Genomic DNA, 17,327 nt, shown 5'->3' with positions numbered 1-17,327 from the left:
CATAACGCTGCCCATAGCTGCATAAAGAACCAAGCGTACAAGTGAGTGACACAACAGGCGATGCCACAAAGTACAAATGCCGGTTACTAAAAAATTAATCCCTGTATGTTTTACCGGTAAGATGAAGGAACAAGCCTTCCAACCCGTCTTGCTGGTGTGCTGCCATCAGGTTGGGTAGTGTATCGTGCGCAATGATCCTGCCTTCATCAAACAATGCTATCCTGGTACAGAGGTCTTCTGCTTCATTTAACTGGTGCGATGTGTACACCAGTGTACTGCCTTCCCTGTTTAATTCTTTCAGGTAATTAATGATGGCATGGCGGCTCTGCACATCAACGCCAACTGTTGGCTCGTCTAAAAACAAGACTTTAGGCTGGTGAATAACGCCAATAGCAAGATTTACCCTTCTCTTCATACCGCCGGAAAATTTTTGTACGGGTTTATCGCTCACATCTTCCAAACCCAGCACCTGCAACAGGTGTGCACTCCTGCGTTGTATTTCAGGCTTTGTTAAACCGGCCCATGCGCCAAAGAATGAAAGGTTTTCTTTGGGGCTAAGCTCATGATAAAATGAAAAATCCTGTGGCACAAAACCGAAAAGATTATTGGCTTTTTTGTTTTGCCGCTGTATTTTATTGCCCAGTAAATGAATGGAACCTTTTTTGTAAGCCAACAGGCCTGTCATCAGTTGCATGAGGGTTGTTTTGCCTGCTCCGTTTGGGCCAAACAGACCAAAGCGTTCGCCCTGCTGAATGGTAAGATGCAGGTTGGCAATAACTGGCGGGTAACCGGGGTAGGCAAAGCTTACATCACTGATGTCTATTGCAGCACTCATGCATTGAATTTTATTTTTGCAAGGTCCTGGAATGCCTTTTTTTCCATGGCCGAAATGGCGATAAGGTAATCACCCATAATATTAAAATCTGCCTGGCTGGTAATACGGCCTTTGTAAATACCGGAAGCCTGCACAGCGGCATTGCGCCACTCGTCGCCGGCCTGCGTAAACTGCTTTGAGATATCAAGCAGCTCATCGAATGGAAAATATTGGTGGGCTTCCTGCAGAAAGGCACCGTATAAAAAACGGAAACCGCCGCCGCCTGTACCGATCTCTTCCTGCATACGTACCAGTTGCGCCAGGTAACTGCCGGCTTTTTGTACGCCCATTTTATCGCGCCATTTCTTAATCTTCCTGCCTGTATAAGCAATACCGCTTACGCCTGCAAAACTGCCGGGTATGTGCAGCATATCTCTTATGTTGAGCTTTATACCTTTTCTTATGGCTTGTTGTATTTGTGCAACTGTTATTTCTTTGGCACGCTCAGGGTAATACAACTGGCCCTTTGGTGCAAGAAACCCTTTTGCAAAACGTACCCGCTCCAGCTCATAACTGCTGAGTTGTGTAACGTATTCCATAATAGGATCGCTGATAAGGTAGTTGTCTTCTTCCTTACCAAACACTACGAGGTTGTGTGCATTAAAATGAAAGCGGTATTCTTTGGGGAAGTAAGTAAGGTAATACACACCTACCTGGCAACCTGCAGGCTGGCCTTGCTGCAAACATTCATCAAGCGCTTGCCGGGCTTCTTCTTTGGAAGAAAACTTTTTGCGGATGATATTGATGCCAAGCGATTTTGCGGTTCTTTTGAAGATTAAACCGGGTTGTGTACGAAAGGAAATGGCCGGGCCATTATTTACTTTCATAAAAGGCAGGTGTATATAAAATAAGCCTGACCCTATACCGAATGCAAGTGGTTCTGTAATAAAATCTACCCCTGCATGTTTGAGTAAATTGCGGGTAACGCCATTCTCACAATGCGCTGCCTGTTGGTGCCCGAAATTAAGCTTCATGCGCATTCATGGTTTTAAGTTGCTCTACACTTACCTCAAAAACGTCTGCGTAGCGTTGTAATTTATCGTGCGATAATTTTTTGAAAACAGCGGGTTTCATGTGCCTCTTGATGGTCCATTTCCAGAAACCTGTGTAAGCTGATAAGATAGAGAGGTCCATAACACGCAGTTCCATGAAAAAGAGAATGGGGCTGGCTTCGTTGTTTTCTACCTTCTTTCTTGCTGCGTTGATCTTTTGTTCGATATCCTGCCATGCTACATCAAGCGCATCTGATTTTATCTTCCAGCCATTGCTGAGCCCGGTAACATATTTGCCATGTTCGTCTGTAACGTAATAAACCTCGGTGGTAAGTTTGCCAAGTGCACCTAAATCCTGGGGAACATTTGCTTTGTTCATGTTACAAAGTTTTTAAGTGGTGAGATTAACCTGTTTGCAGGTTAATGTTGCTCTGTTGAACCCGCTGAGCAAATGTATGGCAGAGCGGGTGTTGTTCATTGCCCATTATTGATCTGCCAGTACAAGAGTGCGACGCAACAGGCGATGCCCAAAGAACAACAGCCGGGCTCACAAAAAATTTACACTACGGTAAGCAGGCTGTACATGTAAGAGAAGCGTGAACTTTCCGGAACAAGTAATAATATCTTCTGGCCTTTCTGCAAATCGCCGCTGTGGAATAACTGGTCGAGCGCCAGGTAGATGTAACCGGCACCCACATTACCGATCTCGCTGAGACAGGTGCGCCATTTTTCCCATGGAATATGCATACCTATTTCATTGAGCCGGTCGTATATTTTTTGTTTGAAAAATTCGCTGGACATGTGTGGTAAAAAGTGATCGACATCTTCTACATTAAAGCCATGCTTTTCGCAGACATCTTTTAAACCGCGGCCACCAAGCGGCACGATATTCTCGCTCAGCAGTTTTACGTCCTGCTTTATACTAAGCACAGATTTCTGCATTAGTTCATCGGGTGTATAGTCGAGGTACCCTTTTAGTTTACCAGCTTCTTTTTCGCTGCCGGCATACATGCAGGGGTCCATTTCATTGGCATAGGATACACCGTCTACCCAATCTATCCGCAAGCTGATGCCATCTTTGTTGGGCGTATCAGACATGTGAAAGGCGCATGCACCGTCAGACAACATCCAGCGTAAAAAATCTTTATCAAAGCTGATATAGGGGTTTTCTTCGAGATCGATCAGTTTCTGAACTTCATCTTCAAAAACATCGGAACGGATGGAAGCTGAAAACCTTTCTGAACCTGTTGCAATTGCTTTGTGCACATTGCCAAGTTTAACAGACATGAATGCATACTTGTATGCATGCATACCTGCGCAACACACACCCGATGGCGAGACTACTTCTACGGCATTTGAATCGGGCAACCAGCCGTGCACCATGCATGCATGGGAAGGCATGATCTGGTCTGGAGATGAAGTGCCGCAGCTTAATAATTCCAGGTGCTTCAATCCGCCGGGATCATCTTTAAACAACAGCCTTATAGCCTCGGCCGTTATCTGGGCATTGGTATGGGTAGGTTTGCCGCCTTTTGAAAGTGCGTAAAATCTTCTTTTTATACCATTGTTGCGCAGTACAATGCGCTTTGATTTGGAAGGTTTGTTATTGATATACCCGAGGTATTCCTCCATTTCATCGTTGGAAACCGGATCGTTAGGAAAGAAATGCGCTGTATTAACAATGTAAACTTCGTTAAAAGACATGTTGGTTACTCCTTGTTATAATTCACACCTAAAAAATACTCAAATTTTCTTTTGGTTCTGCTGTACAGAAAAGGGCGCACAAGAATACTATGAATGAGTAATATAATTGGTGCCGCAACAAAAAGCGCAATTAAAAGATAATATTTGAATGCAACAAGTAACGCTTTCCTTTTTTTTGAACCGTAAATGAGCCTGCTCCACACCTTAAACATTATTCCTGCCTTTGATTCTATGTACATAAGATTGTACCTGATTTCTACTGCTTTAGCCTGCACAAGTGCCTCTTGCATACGGTGGTAAGAGCCTTTGGAAACATATGGCGCAACCACAGCACCAAACGCCTCTACATGATCTATATCCTTTTGTGCCACGCCGGGCATGGGTAAAATGCCCCATTTACGTTCTTTTTTTCCATTCAGCATCCAGTGAAAGATAGTTAATACACCCAACTGGTTATTGCCACGGTCTGCCAGCGCTACATTACCCACCAGGTGAGCACCCGCAGCCTGTAACAATTTCTTTAGTTTTTCCTGGGCATTTAACCACATATTACGTGACCCGATAAGTGTGATAACCGGGGTATTTTTCAGCACTGCTGTTATTCTTTCATCATGCAGCATGGATGTTGCCGGAATACTGGGCGACAAAAACCAGGGCTGGTAAGCAAAGATGACCAGGTCGTATGATGATTCATTTAGTTGGAGCGGTTGCAATTGCTGCGGAATGCCCTGGACGCTTTCGGGCATTGCATCAAAAAATACAGGAGCAGTTTTCCACGGGAAGGGATATTCATTTACCAGCCTTACCCTATGTGTTTCTACCGTATGGCCTGCTTCTTTTAGTGGCTTTGTAAAATTGTTGGTTATTTCTTCAAGCTGGCCACTTTGGGTATAATAGAGGGCTAATATCTTTTTGCTCATTTGCTGAAATTATAGATCTGCCGGCTTTAAAATAGCCGATTGTTTGCTGTAATCGAGAATAGCCTGCCTCAGGTCTTCGGAAAGATTTTTATACGACACCAATATGATGCTTTTATCATCATCCAGGTTTTTCTTATAACCCAATATTTTTGGTGCATTTTCCTGTATCTGCAATCTCAAAAACCTGAATTCTGCGTTTTTTGATGAGGCCGCAATCATCTTTTCCAGTTTTTCGCGACCTTCTTTAAATACTTTCAGTTTGTCTTTTTTTGCTTTCAGCAGGTCTGCTTTTTTCATGAGCAGGGCACCTTCATACGCGTCTTTATCGGCACCTGCTGACTGCCTGACCACAGCAATCTGCTGATCTACTTCTTCTACGCTGGCAGATGCCATTGCCTTGTAAAACTGGCCGCGGTTTACCTGCGCCAGGCTGCCCAGAGCGAGCAACACGAGTGTACAGGTAATCATAAACAGCTTACCGGAAAATTTCCATTGTTTCATATACCATGAATTGAATCAAAGATAATGATAGCATTAAAAAAATAGCATGCAATTGGTTTACCCAACATTTACACTGGTATTTCAGCTGAGTGTATTGATATTATTTACGGCCTGAATATATATTTTGTAACATTACAGGAATAATATTAGCCACTAACTAAGCAATGGCATCTGAAAATATATACCGGCTTATTGCCATAGATGAATATGCAGTTACACCAAAATACCTGCAGTTGACCAATTCTATTATAAAAGCCATTGAAGAAAAAAAACTACTTAAAGATTATGTGTTGCCTTCAATTAACGACCTGAGCTTTGAACTGGATATATCGAGAGATACCGCTGAAAAGGCTTACCGACATTTGAAAAAACTTGGGATCATCGGTTCTGTGCCGGGTAAAGGCTATTTCATTTTGAAGACCGATGTACAACAGCCCATTAAGATATTCCTGCTGTTTAATAAATTAAGTACACACAAGAAAATCATTTACGATGCCTTTGTTGAAAGCATCGGCGAAGATGCTGTGATTGATTTTTACATCTACAACAACGACTTTGCATTGTTTAGAAAACTGCTGACCAACAAGAGAGACGATTACACCAACTACGTAATAGTGCCGCATTTTTTAGAAGGTGGTGAAAACGCGCATGAGATCATTAATACCATACCAAAAGAAAAATTGCTGTTACTGGACCAGACTATTCCCGGTGTAGAAGGAAGTTACGCGGCCGTATATGAAGATTTTGAAAAAGATATATACAGTGCACTGGAACAGGCAGTGGAGGAACTAAGCAAATACAACACCATTAAAATAATCTTCCCGGAGTACACATACCACCCGCGGCAGATATTACAGGGCTTCTACAGGTTTTGCAACCAACATGCTTTTAATTATGATGTAGTGGCAGACCTGAACAGGAACGACATTGCGGAAGGCGAAGCCTATATAACTTTAATGGAACACGACCTGGTTGTACTGGTGGAAAAAATTCTCGAAACATCACTGGAAGTTGGAAAACAGGTGGGTGTTATTTCCTATAATGAAACACCACTGAAAAAAATTATACTGGATGGCATAACAACCATCTCCACAGATTTTCATGCAATGGGCGCTAAAGCTGCTGAATTAATTCTTACAAAATCTACCGAACATTTTGCCACCCCTTTTTACCTTAACAAGCGCGCCTCACTATAATCAACGGTGCCTTAGGGCAGTGGTACGTATGGCAACAGGTTGTAGAGCCTGCAGGTTGCTGCCTGGTTGATCCAGGTAAAAATATGCAACCGCAGAAACATCATCTGAGCGGTAGAAATTCGTCCAGCCTTTATACGAGTCTGCAGACAATCTTGCCACACTATCTTTCCGGTAAAACATTTTAAAGCCTTTTTCCCCGGCTGTTGTAATGGGTAAAATGGCGGCGCCTTCCTGCTGGTAAGCGGCCACGCTGTCCGTTGCATCGCCACCAATCTGCTGCATGGTTACGCGACAGGCAGTTTTAAAAAATACGGGGTCTGGAATATGGTAACGGTAAAATGCCCATTGCAGCAATGAATCATCTGCCACACTGCAGCCTGCGTAATTGTTGATAAACTTACCCTGCCCCCAGCCTGTTCCAATATAATCTTCTGTGCCTGTACCGTTGAGTGTTGGATATGCGCCATCTTCATCGAGGTAAATTTTTACTTCCCCTTCGCCAAACCAGGATTTGCGGTAAGCTTTATTGGCCGCAACGCCGATATTGGCACCAAGAAACCTACCTTTACCTGTTACTTTTGGCAGTATTTCGTAGTCTTCTCCAAGCTTTGTTGCGGTATCTCTTTTCCAGTACGCATGAAAATACATGTTCTCATTGTTCCATGTTTTTAGCAGGCTGTAATTAACATCAAAAAAGAAAAGACCTAATGTTTTAGACGATTCGTTTACCACCTGAATTCTTGCGCCGCTTTTAAATGGCATTTGTATAAAACACTGAAAAGACCTGCCTTCTGCATTTGCAAATAATACATTTTGGAAGGCGGTTGTTTGCCCCAGCCCAACACCAAAGAAATCGCCAAAAGGCACACTTACGGCGGGCTTATCTGCGCCATCCCAATACATTTCGAGTTTTAACGAGCGCAACATTTCCGGGCTGCGGTCATTGATCGTGATCCACATTCGATTGATGATGCCCATGTCTTTTACATCGAGCAATTTGTATACTGCGCCTGCAGCAATCGTATCAAACGCGTGGCCCTTTGCTGTGTTGTTTTCTTTGCCGCCTGCACCAGGCACACCATTGAGGTTTTCGGGGCTGCTCCAACGTGTACTTACATTTTCATCATACTCATATAAACTTCCGCTATGCCGGCTTGCAGCCTGGTCTTTACAGCCTGCAAAAAGCAACACGATAATTACGGGAAGTATGATTTTACGAACAGCAGTATGGCGTTGAGTGGGCATAAAACAACAGTTTTTTGCTAAGTAAAGAAGATGGCTTGTTTGGATGTTTGTGCCGTTGCAGCGTGGTGCACCATGCTGCATATTGCTGCTACCGTACAAGAGTGCGACGCAAGCAAAGCCCAATAGTAGCAATGCAGCCGGCTTCATAAAAATACTTTGCTGTTATCTTCAACTGTGCTGGTTACGCAAAATAAAAAACCCGGCTGTAAAAACCGGGCTTGTATAACAAAACAATTACTGATTAATCAATATTTGGTTGTGGTGTATAACGCAGGTATGGCTTAACCACTTTTACACCTTTGGGAAACTTTTTGATGGCATCTTCTGTGCTTACCGCAGGTACAACAATTACATCCTCTCCATGCTCCCAGTTAGCCGGCGTTGCAACGCTGTGCTGTGCGGTTAACTGCAATGATTCTATTACACGCAATACCTCATGAAAATTGCGGCCGGTAGAGGCCGGGTATGTAATGGTTAATTTAATCTTTTTATCTGGACCTATCACAAATAACGAACGAACTGTAGCAGTTGCAGAAGCATTGGGATGGATCATGTCATACAACGTAGCAACCTTACGGTCTTCGTCGGCAATGATCGGGAACGTTACATCGCAATGCTGTGTTTCATTGATATCTTTCACCCATCCAAAATGGCTGTCGAGTGCATCTACACTTACCGCAAGCACTTTTACATTGCGCTTTGCAAACTCTTCATTCAATAACGCGGTACGGCCCAGCTCAGTAGTACAAACCGGCGTATAGTCTGCAGGGTGAGAAAATAAAATGCCCCAGCTATTGCCAAGATATTCGTAAAAGTCTATATCACCCGCTGTTGTTTTTGCCTGGAAATTTGGCGCTTCATCGCCTAAACGTAAACTCATAGTCTGTGATTTTAGGATTGCAAATATATAGCCTACCAATTAAGTAGACTAATATTTTTTTGTTAATGAGCTGCATTGCTACTATGCAGCTTTGGTTGTGTCACTCACTTGTACGGCCGGTAATACTATTGGGCAATGCTCAGTCTTCTTTCTCTTTGCGCACCGTTCTTCCTTTTTGAATAAATGTTTTGCCAAACTTGTTCTTTACATCATCAATGGCTTTGTAAAGATTGTTCTTCTTTTCACCGTCATCAAAAAGGCTTGCCTGTACGGCATGGTTGGTAAGCTCGCTTAACCGCACACCCAGCAGCCGTACCGGCTGGCCTTTGCGGTAAAGTTTATGAAAGAGATCTTTGGCGGCAAGAATAAGCTCATCATCGCGCAAGGTATAATTGATGGTCGTTTGCCTGGAAGTTGTTTCGAAATCCGGGTAGCGGATCTTAACCGCTATACAACCGGTAAGTTTTTCATCCTGCCTTAGCTCGTAGCCCACCCGCTCGGTCATGCGTACCAGTTCACTCAGCAAAAAGTCGGTGTTATTGGTATTTGACTCAAAGGTATTTTCCGTAGAAATTGATTTTGCTTCGTGGTAAGCATGTACTTCTCCAAAGTGAATGCCATGGGCTTTTTGCCAGAGGTCTCTGCCCCATTTACCGAGTTTTTTTTCAAGTTCATCCGCGGTATGTTTCGTAATGTCCCCAATCAGTTTTATACCCAGTTCTTTTAAAGCGATATGGGTACTCTCTCCCACACCCGGAATTTTATTTACCGGTAATGGCGCCAGGAACTCCCGTTCTTTACCGGGTTGTACAAACAGGTAGCCGTTGGGCTTGGCTTCATCAGTGGCAATTTTAGAAACCAGTTTATTGGCTGACAAACCAAAAGAAATGGGCAATTTGGTCTTTGCAATAATTTCCTGTCTTAAATCAATCGTCCACTGGTAAGGGTCGAAATATTTATCCATCCCTGTAAGATCAATGTAAAACTCATCAATACTGGCTTTTTCAAACAGTGGTGCTTTAGCAGCAATAATTTCTGTAACCCAGCGAGAGTAACGGCTGTAATCACCTCTTGAACCACGCACCAGTATTGCCTGCGGGCAAAGCTGCAAAGCTTTTTTCATTGGCATAGCAGAGTGTACACCAAATTTTCTTGCCGCATAACTGCATGCGGCTACCACACCACGTTCCCGGCTGCCACCTACAATTACAGGTTTATCCTTCAGTTCCGGGTTATTCAATACTTCAACGCTTACAAAAAAAGAATCAAGATCAAAGTGAGCAATATAGCGTTGTGGCTTTTTCATTACAGGGCGAAGGTAAAAAAGTTTGCAGTGTGTTGTGGTTATACGTGTGGCTGCTCAAAACGCTTTTTTAACAAAAGAAAACGTCGTTCAAAAAAAGTATATGATAAAAAAGCCACTGCCATTGTACCTGCAACACAAAGTACATAATACATGACCGTTGCCATCCATGTTGAAACATGCAGGAAAAAATGTTTCATTACTGCCGCTACCACAAAGGAGGTCATTACATGAAACATATACATACCGTAGGAAATATTGCCGAGTTTATTTAATACTTTGCCCTCTGTATTTAAGAAGCTTTTATTATTTACAGACACGCACAGCAGTACATATAAAAAAATTATGCCCATCAAAACACCATTGTAAATACTGCTGAATAACAGGAAGGATAATGCTGCCACTATACTGTTCGACGAGTGTTCGAGTTCTTTGTTAAAAAACAGGGCACTGAAAAGTATACAGAACATTAATGCCTGCATGGCATAACCAAAGAGCGGCTGTAGCAAACGTTTATACCTGCTTTGCAGCAGCAATGCACCCAGGCAACCGATACTGATCACTTCAAAACGAAGACCAAGCAAAAAGCTTCTTACATGTGTGCCTGCAAAAAAGTGATCAGCAAGCAGGTTGAGTATAAGCTTGCTAACGATAACCGCAAAGAAAATAGCTGCAAGCCTTTTCTTTCTGAATTTTATTACCGGCGCTATAAGCAGGTAAAACTGTTCTTCAACACCAATAGACCATAGCGGCGAGAGAAGCACCTGTGGGCCAAACATAAACGTGGTATTGGGCAACATAAACAGGAACAATAACAACTGTGGCCATCCCAGGCCAGGATCAGCTGACAGATTAAAAACTGCAGATAAAAATGGGAAAATGGCAAAGGCAATGCATATAACCAGGTAATACAATGGCCATATGCGCAGTATTCTTCTGATGTAAAATTTTTTGACACTTATTGTACCGGTACTACGGTGCTCCTGCAATAACAGGGAGGTGATGAGAAACCCGCTCAATACAAAAAAGAAATCCACTGCACGGCTGCCATTATCAAACAATGACCAGCCTCTGAAATCTGTAATGTTTGGGTGAGATGATGTAGTGATGAATGTGGATGCATGAGCTATGATTACAAAGAACGCTGCAAAGAACCGAAGGCCATGTAGTCCTTTAAAGTATACTGCAGGTTGTTCATTCATGCCGTTATAAGTTTTCCATCCATGCTTTCATACCTCCATCCAGAGAATAAACTTCACATGCACCAGCTTGCTTCTTCATTTTCTTTACAGCTTCCGCACTCCTTTTACCTGACTGGCAGTAAAAAATGATGGGTTTATCCTGTGGAATTTCTGTAATACGGTCATCCAGTATAGCTACCGGAAAATGCAACCCTCCAATGGTAAATTTATCTCGTTCTTCCTGTGTGCGCACATCAATCAACAGGTGCGTTTCTGTATCGATCGCTGTTTTTGCTGCTGCTATCGAAATAAGGGGCACCATAAACGTTTCGGGTAACTCGTTTACAAATGTTTTACTGGTGTTTCCAATTTTTATAACACGGCTCTGCATACTCTGCGCATCAAATACCAGTATTTTGCCAGCCAGTATTTCTCCTGTTCCTGTTATAAATTTTATTGCTTCGTTGGCCTGCATACAACCAATAATACCTGCCAGCGTTGGTATAACACCGCCTTCAGCACAATTTGGTATCTGCGCTGCATCCACTTCAGGAAACACGTCCCTGTAGTGTGGCGTGCGTGTGCCATCTGCATTGAGCACATTCCACACAGCAACCTGTCCTTCATACTGATAAATGGCTCCATAAACAAGTGGCTTGTGTAAGATAACGCAGGCATCGTTGAGCAGGTAGCGGGTATCGAAATTATCTGTACCATCCAATACAATATCAACATTGCTGATGATTGCTGCCGCATTATCAGAAGTGATACGTACATCCAGCGGAGTAATAACTACCTGTGGATTTTGTTGCTGCAATTTTGCCGCTGCAATGACGGCTTTCTTTTTTCCTACCTCTCCGGGTGTATATAAAATTTGCCTGTGCAGGTTACCAATAGAAACCACGTCATCATCGGCAATAAAAATACGACCCACACCGGCAGCAGCAAGGTACTGTGCAGAAGGGCAACCCAGGCCGCCTGCACCAACAATCAACACGCTTGCATCCTTAAGTTTTTGCTGCGCGGTTTCTGTAAAACCAGGCAGGTTTATCTGGCAGCTATATCTTAGCAGTTCTGCATTCATCAGGTAAGTGCAGTTTTATTGTCCATTACTTTTTTTGCTTCCAGCAATTCGGCTTCTGTGTTTACATTCATCAGCTTTAGCGGTTGCGGTGCCTTGATCATTTTTATATCGGCATTACGCAGTACTTTTCTCGGGCATGAATAACCCTGGCCAAGAAACGACAACAATAGCGGGTAAGCTTTGGGCTCCCAAATGGTAATCAATGGTTCAGGAAAACCATCGTGCGGACTTTCAAATGTGGTGGCAACCTTTGAAGCGTCCCTGTACTGAACGAGGTAATTCAACATATCACTATCCAGCAACGGAAGGTCTGAAGCTACCACCAGCCAGGCAGCATCGGGATCTTCCCGAAAGGCAGAAAGTATCGCACCAAAGGGTCCGAGACCTGTAAAGCTATCGGCAATGGCAGGATAGCTGTTCACGTTCTCAACCTGCTCCTGCCGGCATGAAATAAAAACACTGTTGCAAACAGGCCGCATCAGGTCCGCCATATAGGTTCGTTGTTCCTTTCCATGCCATGCTATCACGGTTTTGTCGAATCCCATTCGCTCACTCCTGCCACCTGCCAGCACCAGGCCCTTTAACAACGGTTTATTTTTTTCCTGTTGCTTTTCGAAAAATTCAGTAATGTTTTGCGCTTCTTTCAGAGCCAGTAAAGGCAGTTGCTGCCAGTGGGGAACAGCTTCTTTTATAAAATCGAAAATGCCATCGGCGTTTTCATGCAGCAGTATCAGTTGTACATTGCTTAATTGAGATACACGCTTCAGTAACGACGCCTCTTTCATCTTATCAATCACCACTATCTGTTTTGCAGCTTCGTAGTGGTTCCCGTTTACAAGTACAAGATCAGCATCATTAAACAATTGGCGTAGCTGAAACTTGTCCGGCTCCTGCTGGTAGCGAAATTCTTTATACGAAATCTTGTCTGTATACTCTATAAAACTTTGTTGAGACTGCAGTGCAGCAATTTTGTCTTTATGGTCTGCATCTGCGTAGGCACACTTGTATTTTGCAGAAAGCGCCTTTATAATTGTATTACATAATGCCTGCACGTTTGCGCAGGTTGTGCCCAAAACAGCATACTCATTACGGTTAAAGTTTCCGATGGCCGGCCTTGCAATAGCTGCATGCTTTTTATGATCTTTTGAAATCATTCTTCCCTCCTGTTTTTTCCATGAGCTTTGTTTCCTTAATCACAATATCATGGCTCAATGCCTTACACATATCGTAAACCGTTAGTGCTGCAACACTTGCGCCCGTCAATGCTTCCATTTCCACACCAGTCTTTGCGCTAATACCTGTTACGCACTCGATCACTAATTCGTTTGACTCATTCACGTGAATACTGATGTCGCATTTTTCAAGTCCCAGCGGGTGGCACAAAGGAATCAGTTCACCGGTTTTCTTTGCAGCCATAATGCCTGCAATAACCGCTGTCTGAAATACAGATCCTTTCTTCGTTTGTATATCGCCATCAACCATTTTCACAAGCACTTCCTGTGGCAGATACACGATGCTCTGCGCCTTTGCCACGCGTAATGAAATAACTTTTTCACCCACGTCAACCATCTTTACTTTACCCTTCTCGTCAATATGTGTAAAATCGCTCATATAATTTTGTACTTGGCTGTATTGCTACTATTAAGCTTTTGTTGTGTCACTCACTTGTACGTTTGGTCCATTATTCAGCACGGTGAAAGCTGCTGCATTTCACCATTTACCCGCCAGGGCAAATGGCCATATCCTGTACGTAGTTCCTTTGGTAAATTTATCCTGTTCCAGCGGAAGTTCCATAAATGCATCTGTTGAAATAAGATTGGCAAAATCCCCTGATCCGTTTCCTTCAACAGGTGTGGCCAACAATATTCCTTGTTCATCCAACCGCAAATGCACCTGCAAAAAATATTGCAGGGCGGGCTTAAATGTAAATTCAGTATCCAGTCGTGCGTACATAGCCGGCTTTGCAATAAGCAGGTTATGCTGCAGCCACAAAACGAAATAACGGTGTAAACACATAAACGTTGAAACAGGGTTACCTGGAAATGCAAATACAAGCACGCCCTTGCTATGCGTACCAAACCAAAACGGTTTGCCGGGCCGCTGCTGCACTTTGTGAAACAGTTTGTCTACACCGCATGCAGACAAAGCCTTTGGTATATAATCAAACTTGCCTTCAGATACACCGCCACTTAAAATAATTACATCGTATTGCAGCAAAGAATCGGCTATTACCTGCGCGGTTATAGTTGCATCATCTGGTATGTGCAGCATAACAGCATCAATACCGTATTGCTGCAATGAAGCCTTAATGGTATAGTTGTTTGATTTTCTTACCTGGTATGGCGTGGGCGTTTCATTTACTTCAACCAATTCATCGCCCGAAGAAATGACCACTACTTTCGGCAGTTTTTTAACCTGTAAAAAGTTTTTACCAACAGCTGCGGCCATCTGAATTACAGCCGGTGTTATCAACTGGTTAGCTTCCACAACAACATCATGCAGATGCTTATCCTTTCCTTTAAAATGTATGCTCTGATTTTTTGTTACTGTTTCTGTTGTAATTGTGGCAAAACCATCAGCCAGTATTAAATCTTCATAGCGGACGACCGTATCGGTAGTTGCAGGCAATGCAGCACCGGTCATGATCTCTACACAGTCTGCCGCGTCGTTCAATTCAACTGGCTTTTCTCCTGCTGCCTGCGTACCTGCTATTCTGAATACGCGGCGCCCTTCCTGGTATGCCTTAAACTGTATGGCAATACCATCCATTGTAACGCGGTTGTATGGCGGAAGATCGCGATCGGCTGTTATGTTTTCTGCCAGTACACGACCAATGGCATTTTCAAAGTGCAATTGTTCTGTACCGTAATCTCTTCTTTGTGCAAGTATTATTTCTTCTGCCTGCTTAACTGTAACCATTACCAAATTTATTACTTATACAATAGCAGGCTGTAACAAAGATGCGCAGACCCTGCGTTAAGCTGCCGAATAAAGCTTTACAGTACAAGTGTGCGACGCAACAGGTGCCTCATGCATAGCCTGTTGCCTGGTACATAAATAAAAAACCTCATCGCTTGGCGATGAGGTTCTATAAATAAAGTAGTGTGTAATTATTTTACTTCTACTTCTGCACCAGCTTCTTTCAGCTTAGCTTCAAGATCAGCAGCTTCTGCTTTAGAAACGCCTTCTTTAACTGGTTTTGGAGCGCCATCAACCAAATCTTTTGCTTCTTTAAGACCAAGACCGGTTAATTCTTTAACGATTTTTACAACGTTAAGTTTGTTAGGACCAGCAGCTTTCAGAACTACATCAAATGCAGTTTTTTCTTCAGCAGCAGGGGCAGCAGCGCCACCAGCAGGAGCAGCAACAGCTACAGCTGCAGCAGCAGGTTCGATACCATATTCATCTTTCAGGATTTTGGCTAATTCGTTAACTTCTTTAACTGTTAAGCCAACAAGTTGTTCAGCAAATGCTTTTAAGTCTGCCATTGTTGTCAAATTTTTTCCGCCTTCATTGCCTGTGCTCCGGCGGAGAATTTAAAAAAATTTGTGTGGTACTACCCCTCAGGCTGGGATAATTATTTTAGTATTTAAAAATGAGCAACTATGAAAATCAATATTGTCTTTTCAAATCGCCACATTTTAAATTGTCTATGCTTGTGCTCTTTCTTCCAAAGCTTTTACAAGACTTGCCAGTTTGTTGCCAGCGTTTAAGCCGCTGATAACATTCTTCGCAGGAGACTGGAGTAAACCAATGATCTCACCAATAAGGTCGTTCTTGCTTTTAAGCGTTTTGAGTGCTTCAAGTTCTTTATCGCCAACAAAGATCGATGTATCTATGTAAGCTGCTTTAAGAACAGGTTTCTCAGATTTTGATGCTGTGCGGAAGCTGCTGATAATTAAGGCAGGCTCTTTTGCATTCTCGCTAAAAAGCAATGCCGTAACGCCGTTCAGGCTTTCATATACACCGGAAAATCTTGTGCTGTCGATTGAATCCAACGCTTTCCTGATCAAAGTGTTTTTAGCCACTTTCATCTCTACGTTTTTATCGAAGCATATTTTACGTAATTTATTGATCTGGTCTACAGTTAATGATTCTGTATTGGTAACGTAGAAGTTATTGTATTGATTGAATTTCTCTTTGAGCGCTTCAATCACTTCATTTTTTTGATCTTTAGTCATAACGCTTTATTTGTACGCCAGGGTTCGTAATTACACGAATCAGGTAGCTTAGTTATGTAATGTTTTTGTGTCTATGGTAATACCGGGGCTCATTGAGCTTGCCATACTTACAGCTTTGAGATAAATACCTTTTGCTGCAGATGGTTTTAACTTGATGATTGCGTTGATAAATTCGTTGCTGTTGTCAGCCAGTTTCTCAGGCGCAAAAGATACGCGGCCTATAGAAGCGTGGATGATACCCGCTTTATCAACCTTAAATGCGATTTTACCACCTTTAACCTCGTTAACAGCAGCAGCCACATCATTGGTAACTGTACCTGTTTTTGGGTTTGGCATAAGGTTACGCGGACCAAGTATTTTACCCAGTTTACCAATTTTAGGCATCACAGACGGTGTAGCGATGATTACATCGATCTCCGTCCAGCCACCTTCAATTTTTGTGATGAATTCATCCAGACCTGCAAAGTCAGCGCCTGCTTCTTTGGCGGCGGCTTCTTTATCAGGCGTACACAAAACCAACACACGTTTTGTTTTACCTGTTCCATGTGGCAACGTTACTGTACCACGAACCTGCTGGTCTGCTTTTTTAGGGTCTACACCTAAACGCACGTGCAGATCCACTGAAGCATCAAATTTTGCTATATTGATATCTTTAACGATAGCAGAAGCTTCTTTTAAAGAATAAACTTTGTTTTTATCGATTTTCGCTTCCGCTACTTTTCTTTTTTTGGTAATTCTTGCCATTTCAGAAGTTTTAAGGAGTTAATTAATTTGCCCACGGAGCGTTTCCTTCTACCGTTAAACCCATACTGCGTGCAGTACCGGCCACCATTTTCATAGCGCTTTCAACGGTAAAACAGTTAAGATCACTCATTTTGTCTTTGGCAATAGCCTCAACCTGTGCCCAGTTTACTTTACCAACTTTTACACGGTTGCTTTCCTTAGAACCTTTCTGAATTTTTGCAGCTTCCATTAACTGAACGGCTGCTGGTGCAGTTTTAATAACAAAGTCGAAAGACTTGTCAGCATAAACGGTGATGAGTACAGGAACAACTTTTCCCATTTTGTCCTGGGTTCTTGCATTGAATTGCTTGCAGAACTCCATGATATTTACGCCCTTGGAACCGAGCGCAGGACCCACCGGAGGTGCAGGATTGGCTTGACCACCTTTAACCTGCAGCTTTACGAAACCTGTGATTTCTTTAGCCATTTGTTTAATTTTTATTGGTTCGAACGTCTCCCGTTTGTCGGCAGACTCCCAAGCTT

The 17,327-nt window shown here is 43.0% G+C and carries 19 protein-coding genes; 1 reads left to right on the top strand and 18 read right to left on the bottom strand.

Annotation, left to right across the window (positions count from 1 at the left end; translation table 11 throughout):
* Positions 1-94 precede the first annotated feature (94 nt).
* The 6 genes from I5907_RS19795 to I5907_RS19770 form a co-directional block, all read right to left on the bottom strand.
* Positions 95-835 carry an ABC transporter ATP-binding protein gene (locus I5907_RS19795; protein ID WP_196992589.1) on the bottom strand — a complete coding sequence of 247 codons (741 nt, stop codon included), beginning with the start codon at positions 833-835 and terminating at the stop codon, positions 95-97.
* The gene (gene darH / locus I5907_RS19790; protein ID WP_196992588.1) at positions 832-1,848 is read right to left on the bottom strand and encodes a BtrH-related acyltransferase DarH; all 1,017 of its coding nucleotides are present in this window, start codon (positions 1,846-1,848) and stop codon (positions 832-834) included. The genes I5907_RS19795 and darH overlap by 4 nt, the downstream gene beginning before the upstream one ends.
* A complete protein-coding gene (gene DarG / locus I5907_RS19785) occupies positions 1,838-2,245 on the bottom strand; it encodes a flexirubin biosynthesis protein DarG (RefSeq protein WP_196992587.1) in 408 nt (135 codons plus the stop codon). Before DarG ends, darH begins: the two co-directional genes overlap by 11 nt.
* Positions 2,246-2,424: 179 nt before the next feature.
* Positions 2,425-3,570, bottom strand: coding sequence for a dialkylresorcinol biosynthesis protein DarB (gene darB / locus I5907_RS19780; protein ID WP_196992586.1), 1,146 nt, complete (start codon positions 3,568-3,570; stop codon positions 2,425-2,427).
* 5 nt (positions 3,571-3,575) lie between these two features.
* Positions 3,576-4,490, bottom strand: a complete 915-nt coding sequence (locus I5907_RS19775; protein WP_196992585.1) for a hypothetical protein — start codon at positions 4,488-4,490, stop codon at positions 3,576-3,578.
* Positions 4,491-4,499: 9 nt separating this feature from the next.
* Positions 4,500-4,991 carry a hypothetical protein gene (locus tag I5907_RS19770; protein WP_196992584.1) on the bottom strand — a complete coding sequence of 164 codons (492 nt, stop codon included), beginning with the start codon at positions 4,989-4,991 and terminating at the stop codon, positions 4,500-4,502.
* A gap of 164 nt (positions 4,992-5,155) precedes the next feature.
* Between I5907_RS19770 and I5907_RS19765 the strand changes: the two genes are divergently transcribed.
* Positions 5,156-6,187: a GntR family transcriptional regulator gene (locus I5907_RS19765; protein WP_196992583.1), complete on the top strand. Its 1,032-nt coding sequence runs from the start codon at positions 5,156-5,158 to the stop codon at positions 6,185-6,187.
* Here the strand turns inward: I5907_RS19765 and I5907_RS19760 are convergent, their stop codons facing one another.
* From I5907_RS19760 to rplK, 12 genes are all read right to left on the bottom strand, one after another.
* The gene (locus I5907_RS19760) at positions 6,188-7,432 is read right to left on the bottom strand and encodes a glycoside hydrolase family 172 protein (RefSeq protein WP_196992582.1); all 1,245 of its coding nucleotides are present in this window, start codon (positions 7,430-7,432) and stop codon (positions 6,188-6,190) included.
* Between the two features lie 241 nt (positions 7,433-7,673).
* Positions 7,674-8,312 carry a peroxiredoxin gene (locus tag I5907_RS19755; protein WP_196992581.1) on the bottom strand — a complete coding sequence of 213 codons (639 nt, stop codon included), beginning with the start codon at positions 8,310-8,312 and terminating at the stop codon, positions 7,674-7,676.
* Between the two features lie 139 nt (positions 8,313-8,451).
* Positions 8,452-9,618 carry a DNA polymerase IV gene (dinB, locus tag I5907_RS19750; RefSeq protein WP_196992580.1) on the bottom strand — a complete coding sequence of 389 codons (1,167 nt, stop codon included), beginning with the start codon at positions 9,616-9,618 and terminating at the stop codon, positions 8,452-8,454.
* Between the two features lie 38 nt (positions 9,619-9,656).
* Positions 9,657-10,817 carry an acyltransferase family protein gene (locus I5907_RS19745; protein ID WP_196992579.1) on the bottom strand — a complete coding sequence of 387 codons (1,161 nt, stop codon included), beginning with the start codon at positions 10,815-10,817 and terminating at the stop codon, positions 9,657-9,659.
* Positions 10,818-10,821: 4 nt separating this feature from the next.
* Positions 10,822-11,880 (bottom strand): ThiF family adenylyltransferase, encoded by a 1,059-nt coding sequence (locus I5907_RS19740; protein ID WP_196992578.1) that lies wholly within the window; start codon positions 11,878-11,880, stop codon positions 10,822-10,824.
* Complete coding sequence (locus tag I5907_RS19735; RefSeq protein ID WP_196992577.1) at positions 11,880-13,034, bottom strand: NTP transferase domain-containing protein; 1,155 nt, start codon at positions 13,032-13,034, stop codon at positions 11,880-11,882. The genes I5907_RS19740 and I5907_RS19735 overlap by 1 nt, the downstream gene beginning before the upstream one ends.
* Positions 13,015-13,491, bottom strand: coding sequence for a cyclic pyranopterin monophosphate synthase MoaC (gene moaC / locus I5907_RS19730; protein WP_196992576.1), 477 nt, complete (start codon positions 13,489-13,491; stop codon positions 13,015-13,017). Before moaC ends, I5907_RS19735 begins: the two co-directional genes overlap by 20 nt.
* Positions 13,492-13,590: 99 nt before the next feature.
* Positions 13,591-14,799 (bottom strand): molybdopterin molybdotransferase MoeA, encoded by a 1,209-nt coding sequence (locus I5907_RS19725; protein ID WP_196992575.1) that lies wholly within the window; start codon positions 14,797-14,799, stop codon positions 13,591-13,593.
* Positions 14,800-14,990: 191 nt separating this feature from the next.
* The gene (gene rplL, locus I5907_RS19720; RefSeq protein ID WP_196992574.1) at positions 14,991-15,368 is read right to left on the bottom strand and encodes a 50S ribosomal protein L7/L12; all 378 of its coding nucleotides are present in this window, start codon (positions 15,366-15,368) and stop codon (positions 14,991-14,993) included.
* Positions 15,369-15,530: 162 nt separating this feature from the next.
* Positions 15,531-16,061 (bottom strand): 50S ribosomal protein L10, encoded by a 531-nt coding sequence (gene rplJ / locus I5907_RS19715; protein WP_196992573.1) that lies wholly within the window; start codon positions 16,059-16,061, stop codon positions 15,531-15,533.
* 48 nt (positions 16,062-16,109) lie between these two features.
* Positions 16,110-16,805, bottom strand: a complete 696-nt coding sequence (gene rplA / locus I5907_RS19710; protein ID WP_196992572.1) for a 50S ribosomal protein L1 — start codon at positions 16,803-16,805, stop codon at positions 16,110-16,112.
* Between the two features lie 22 nt (positions 16,806-16,827).
* Complete coding sequence (rplK, locus tag I5907_RS19705) at positions 16,828-17,271, bottom strand: 50S ribosomal protein L11 (protein ID WP_196992571.1); 444 nt, start codon at positions 17,269-17,271, stop codon at positions 16,828-16,830.
* Positions 17,272-17,327 lie beyond the last annotated feature (56 nt).

Source organism: Panacibacter microcysteis (genome assembly GCF_015831355.1).
GTDB classification, from domain to species: domain Bacteria; phylum Bacteroidota; class Bacteroidia; order Chitinophagales; family Chitinophagaceae; genus Panacibacter; species Panacibacter microcysteis.
Note: the sequence above shows the minus strand (reverse complement) of the source record. Positions and strands in the feature narration are given on the sequence as shown.

Excerpts from the sequence above, each read along its gene's own strand:
- I5907_RS19795 (WP_196992589.1), bottom strand. The coding sequence starts at position 835 with ATGAGTGCTGCAATAGACATCAGTGATGTAAGCTTTGCCTACCCCGGT.
- darH (WP_196992588.1), bottom strand. The coding sequence starts at position 1,848 with ATGAAGCTTAATTTCGGGCACCAACAGGCAGCGCATTGTGAGAATGGC.
- DarG (WP_196992587.1), bottom strand. The coding sequence starts at position 2,245 with ATGAACAAAGCAAATGTTCCCCAGGATTTAGGTGCACTTGGCAAACTT.
- darB (WP_196992586.1), bottom strand. The coding sequence starts at position 3,570 with ATGTCTTTTAACGAAGTTTACATTGTTAATACAGCGCATTTCTTTCCT.
- I5907_RS19775 (WP_196992585.1), bottom strand. The coding sequence starts at position 4,490 with ATGAGCAAAAAGATATTAGCCCTCTATTATACCCAAAGTGGCCAGCTT.
- I5907_RS19770 (WP_196992584.1), bottom strand. The coding sequence starts at position 4,991 with ATGAAACAATGGAAATTTTCCGGTAAGCTGTTTATGATTACCTGTACA.
- I5907_RS19765 (WP_196992583.1), top strand. The coding sequence starts at position 5,156 with ATGGCATCTGAAAATATATACCGGCTTATTGCCATAGATGAATATGCA.
- I5907_RS19760 (WP_196992582.1), bottom strand. The coding sequence starts at position 7,432 with ATGCCCACTCAACGCCATACTGCTGTTCGTAAAATCATACTTCCCGTA.
- I5907_RS19755 (WP_196992581.1), bottom strand. The coding sequence starts at position 8,312 with ATGAGTTTACGTTTAGGCGATGAAGCGCCAAATTTCCAGGCAAAAACA.
- dinB (WP_196992580.1), bottom strand. The coding sequence starts at position 9,618 with ATGAAAAAGCCACAACGCTATATTGCTCACTTTGATCTTGATTCTTTT.
- I5907_RS19745 (WP_196992579.1), bottom strand. The coding sequence starts at position 10,817 with ATGAATGAACAACCTGCAGTATACTTTAAAGGACTACATGGCCTTCGG.
- I5907_RS19740 (WP_196992578.1), bottom strand. The coding sequence starts at position 11,880 with ATGAATGCAGAACTGCTAAGATATAGCTGCCAGATAAACCTGCCTGGT.
- I5907_RS19735 (WP_196992577.1), bottom strand. The coding sequence starts at position 13,034 with ATGATTTCAAAAGATCATAAAAAGCATGCAGCTATTGCAAGGCCGGCC.
- moaC (WP_196992576.1), bottom strand. The coding sequence starts at position 13,491 with ATGAGCGATTTTACACATATTGACGAGAAGGGTAAAGTAAAGATGGTT.
- I5907_RS19725 (WP_196992575.1), bottom strand. The coding sequence starts at position 14,799 with ATGGTTACAGTTAAGCAGGCAGAAGAAATAATACTTGCACAAAGAAGA.
- rplL (WP_196992574.1), bottom strand. The coding sequence starts at position 15,368 with ATGGCAGACTTAAAAGCATTTGCTGAACAACTTGTTGGCTTAACAGTT.
- rplJ (WP_196992573.1), bottom strand. The coding sequence starts at position 16,061 with ATGACTAAAGATCAAAAAAATGAAGTGATTGAAGCGCTCAAAGAGAAA.
- rplA (WP_196992572.1), bottom strand. The coding sequence starts at position 16,805 with ATGGCAAGAATTACCAAAAAAAGAAAAGTAGCGGAAGCGAAAATCGAT.
- rplK (WP_196992571.1), bottom strand. The coding sequence starts at position 17,271 with ATGGCTAAAGAAATCACAGGTTTCGTAAAGCTGCAGGTTAAAGGTGGT.